Source organism: Mesorhizobium sp. M7A.F.Ca.CA.002.04.1.1, assembly GCF_004022805.1.
Taxonomy (GTDB): Bacteria; Pseudomonadota; Alphaproteobacteria; order Rhizobiales; family Rhizobiaceae; genus Mesorhizobium; species Mesorhizobium ciceri.
On the sequence record NZ_RZPL01000522.1, the window covers coordinates 1 to 4208 of the forward strand.

The 4208-nt window shown below is 60.9% G+C and carries 3 protein-coding genes and 3 pseudogenes; 1 reads left to right on the forward strand and 5 read right to left on the reverse strand.

All coding sequences use genetic code 11. The features are described 5' to 3' along the window. Positions 1-352: pseudogene (locus tag ENZ75_RS35260) on the reverse strand (transposase); the annotation flags it as partial. Between the two features lie 269 nt (positions 353-621). Further along, positions 622-2277, reverse strand: coding sequence for an MFS transporter (locus ENZ75_RS23245; protein WP_063169321.1), 1656 nt, complete (start codon positions 2275-2277; stop codon positions 622-624). A gap of 581 nt (positions 2278-2858) precedes the next feature. On the opposite strand from ENZ75_RS23245, the pseudogene ENZ75_RS35265 reads away from it, so the two are divergent. After that, positions 2859-3025: pseudogene (locus ENZ75_RS35265) on the forward strand (IS21 family transposase); the annotation flags it as partial. Between the two features lie 400 nt (positions 3026-3425). Here the strand turns inward: ENZ75_RS35265 and ENZ75_RS35650 are convergent. From ENZ75_RS35650 to ENZ75_RS23260, 3 genes and pseudogenes are all read right to left on the reverse strand, one after another. After that, complete coding sequence (locus tag ENZ75_RS35650; protein ID WP_199489648.1) at positions 3426-3632, reverse strand: SDR family oxidoreductase; 207 nt, start codon at positions 3630-3632, stop codon at positions 3426-3428. After that, positions 3620-3901 (reverse strand): annotated as a pseudogene (locus ENZ75_RS35655) (SDR family NAD(P)-dependent oxidoreductase); the annotation flags it as partial. The gene ENZ75_RS35650 and the pseudogene ENZ75_RS35655, both read right to left, overlap by 13 nt. Before the next feature lie 27 nt (positions 3902-3928). Then, positions 3929-4126, reverse strand: coding sequence for an SDR family oxidoreductase (locus ENZ75_RS23260; RefSeq protein ID WP_063169323.1), 198 nt, complete (start codon positions 4124-4126; stop codon positions 3929-3931). Positions 4127-4208 lie beyond the last annotated feature (82 nt).

A 4208-nucleotide genomic window follows, 5' to 3' on the forward strand; every position in this document is an offset into this window, starting at 1 on the left:
CGGCGGTTACCTGGGAAAGCCGGGCGACCAGCGCCTTGAGCCGCTGCTGGGCCGCGCTCGGCGGCAGCGTCGGCTGCAGCCGTTTGACCTCGCTATAGCGGGCGATGACGGCGGCGTCGATCCTGTCGGTCTTCTCCAGGAAGCCCATCGCCTCGGCGAATCAGCGTACGCTCCTCGCATTGGCCATGCCGCAGGCTACTCCCAACTCCCACGACAGCAGGAAGGGAAGCCGTTCGTAGCCGCCACTGGCCTCCATGACGACGAGCTCGACACCATTGACCTAACACCAGGCAGCAAGCTCGGCTATGCCTGCCGCATCGTTGCGAAAGCGGCCCGCCGCTCCGCTCGGCACGACATGGGTATCGAGCCAGTCTTTCGAAACATCCACTCCACAGATAGTCTTGTTCACGGTAACCTGCCTTGTGCGTGCGATTGGAGCCAAGCGACTATTCGGTCGTACGTGACGAAGGCGAAGATCCCAGGCTCACCCACGGTTGTGGCCGGAGGGGTGTCGGGCGACTTCGCCTTGCTTCGAACCGGATGGCCATCCGGTTCGAGGCTCAGTCGCTTCCATCGCACAAAGTCCTCTGCGTGCAGATACAAGGGGTTAACCTCGAAGAGTCAGTGTCGGAGAAAATAACGTGCTGATTCATCGGACTTTAGGGCCGAGCTTGTTGGTCGCTCGATAAAAAGCATGATTTTAGGCGGAAGCTGTCCTGCATGCAATTTCAGCACTTGTTTACCCAATTCCTTGTCTGCTTCCGTGAGACGATGGTTCAGGCGAAGGTAGTCGGTCCAGGTCGGCGTGCGGAATGTCTCTATCCATTGCATAGGCTCCTGAAGGTTGCGCTGGAGAGTCCAATGACGAGCGCCGACGCGACTGTGCACATGCCGGCGCGCCCGCATGAGTTCCAGGAATGCTTCGCGATTTTCCTCGGGCACTAGGTACTCGACTTTGACCACGATGGGACCGCTTCTTGGCTTGAGATTGAGGGCGACTGCCGGTGCGTCGAAGTCCTCCAAAGCATCTGGATCGGATTCGCGGCGCTCGCGAAGGGGAAACAGGAGGCCCGTGGCGGCGACCAGCAGAAGGGCTCCAGCGGAGCCCTCCAGTGCCAAGGTCAGTGAATGGTTCTGGGCCACCGTGCCCCACACCCAACTGCCCGCTGCGATGCCGCCATCGATCAATGCATAGTAAATCGAGATGGTGCGCCCCACGACCCAGCGCGGGCTTGCCAGTTGCACGGTCACGCCGACCCCGGACCAGGCGGTGACCCAGCCCGCGCCACCCATGGCGAGTGCAATTGCCGCCACTGCAATCGAAGAAGTCAGCGCAAGCGAAAGGGAGCATGCCGCGCAGGCGACGCATGCGAGCGTCATCAGCCGCTCTTGTGACAAGCTCCGTCTGAACACGCTGTTCGAGATGCCGGCGAAGACGGCGCCTGTCCCGAATCCGGCCATGAGCGTGCCATAGGCGAGCGGTCCGCCTCCCAGCTGGTCGCGGACAACCAGCGGCAGCAGCGCGAGAATGGCGATGCTCGCCAGACCAAAGAGGGTTCCGCGAGTGATCGCCGTCTTAATCTCCGACGACATCGCCGTGAAGCGTAGCCCGTCATAGATCGCCGTCCTCATCGACTCACGTGGGAGAGGTGATGAGCGAACCATCCACTTGCAGCGCCATATGGTTACCAAAGGGACCAGATAGGTAAGACTGGTTACGGCGAAAGCCGTCATCAGCCCAAAAGAGGCAACTACTATGCCACCGAGCGCCGGGCCTACGGTCCGAACAGTGTTGAAGCCAACGGAGAGGAGCGTGACGGCGGCGGGAACGTCGCGTCGGTTCACCATATCGCCAACCGAGGCCTGCCAGGCTGGATCGTGGAGAGCGCCGCCGCATGCGATCAAGAAGCTGAAGCCGAGGATCATCCACGGATCGACAAAGCCCAGCACCACAAAAGCCGTCAGCATCGCAGATGCCAATACCATAAGGCACCGGCCGGCGAACATGACCCGGCGCCGGCTGAAATTATCAGCCAAGGCCCCGGCGAAGACGGATAAGATGAACGCTGGCAGGTTTGAAGAAGCCTGAACCAGCGCGACCATCAGATCGGAAGTCGAAATCGTAGCCATCAGCCAGCTGATGGCAACAGTCTGCATCAACCAGCCGAGCGAGCTGACCTGCGTGGCGAACCAGATTGAACGAAAGCTCGGATTTCTGAGGGGCGCAAATGCTCCTGGCGAATTTGGATCGGCGACTTGGTCCGCAAGACTGCTCATCAATCTAACTCTTGCCTATGAGCCAGTTTTACATTGCTCCGACAGCCAGCAGCCGCCCAACCCGTTGAAGGTCCGAATCGGCCAATGTGCGCAAATAGTTACAACGCCCGGCAGGAGATTGAACTCGCTGCCGGGCCGATGCGCCTTGGGAGGAGGCGTAGTTGGAACCTTTGTGAAGACTTGGAACCAGCCGCATCAGGCCAGCCTACACTTACAATATGAGGATCAGACCACTCCAGGATTTTAGTGCATTGAATGGGTACTCTTCCAGCAATCCTCGCCAACAAATGCAGGAGATCGGCGTCGAGCTCCTAAATCTGCATAATATCGGTGATTCGCGGGCGAGCAGTGCAGTGGGCACATTCTCCAAGCTAAACGCTGAACGGGCTTTTTGCTTCTCAAATCGCCATAACAGGGAGAGATGGGCAAATACTACTTCAATATGCTCCCAAGGACGCTGAGTTGACTGCAGCCTCAGCAGAGCTCTCCGCGTGCCTTTTTGCGGCTCCCCGCGGTGCTCGCGCCCGCCGCGCCTGCAAAGGCTTTCCTCAACAGTCGTTCAGTTCGAGCAGCCTTTGCCAACTCTGACTCAAAAGCTGCCCGACTGGATTGACGGCCTCAGCTTCTTCGGCGGGTCACTGAGGCGATCCGTCTGCTACAACCTGGTGTGGCCAAGGCGCTGTGGTTCGCGCCGACGCTGAACGCGACCGTTGCGACAATGACCGAGCAGTACGACACTGCCATATTGATCGCTGGGAAGCGCGCGAAGGGTAAATTCAACTTGCCCACCACCGCGATCAAATGTGCGCCGGGTAATGGCGCCGCTAACAGGATCGACCACCGGAACCGGTTACCGGCAGAGTCGGTCTGCATCCGGGAATTGCAGGGCCATCCTGTGTATAGGCTTAAATTGCGCTATTCTTCTCTACTGTGACAGGCGGGAGCCGCCGTCGACGGGGATCACTGCGCCCGAGACGTAGAACGCGTCGTCCGAAGCAGGAAGGCGATCACCGCCGCCTGCTCCTCCGGCGAGGAGACGCGCTCGAGCGGATTGGCGCGACCATCAGGCGTTGGTAGCTGCGTACGTGCAGCGCTCGAGTCATGTCGGTGGGGACCACGCCGGGCGCCACCGCATTCACGGTTATACCCTACAGGCCCTGCTCGCCGGCCTGCTGGAGCGTGAGATACGCGATCCCGGCCTTGGCCACCGAATAGCCTACCGTTCCGGGATAGCCCGTAAGCCCGAGGATCGAGCTGACATTAATGATCCGCCCGCCCGGCTGGCGCATCCGCGGCCGCAACTCGCGGGTCAGGCTGATGACTGCACGCAAGTTGATATCGATCAGCGGGAACAAAAGGCATCGTCAGTATCGGCGAGCGACTTCGAACCGCCAATGCCGGCATTGTTCACGAGGACGTCGAGCGTCTCGATCCTTGCGGCATCCAAGGCGGCCAGAACCCGCCCTGCGGCGTCGGGCATGGCCAGATCGCAGACGAGCGCCGTCTGGCCAAGGCCCGCAGCTGTGTCGTGCACTTTATCCAGAACATCCACTAGCAACACCCACGCCTCTTCCGAGCCAAGCCACGCCGCTGTTGCGGCACCGATCCCGCGCGCCGCGCCGGTGACGACGACAGTGTTTCTGACCGGAGCTTAGGCAAGGCTGCCTCCGTCGACCGTAAGCGCGGCGCCGATGGTGAAGCCCGCCGCATCGTCCAGCAGATAGCCGACAGCTGTCGCCACCTCGGACGGCAACCCCATTCGGCCCATCGGATGCGCAGCGATGATCTTCGTCCGGCGCTCGACCTGTGCCGCTTCTCCCCGGGCGAAGGCGACGCCGGCCTCGGCCAACGGCTGGCGATGGTTCCGGGGCAGACACAGTTTGCGCGGATATTTCTGCCGCGTGGTTCAGCGCCAGCGTGCGAGTCATCAT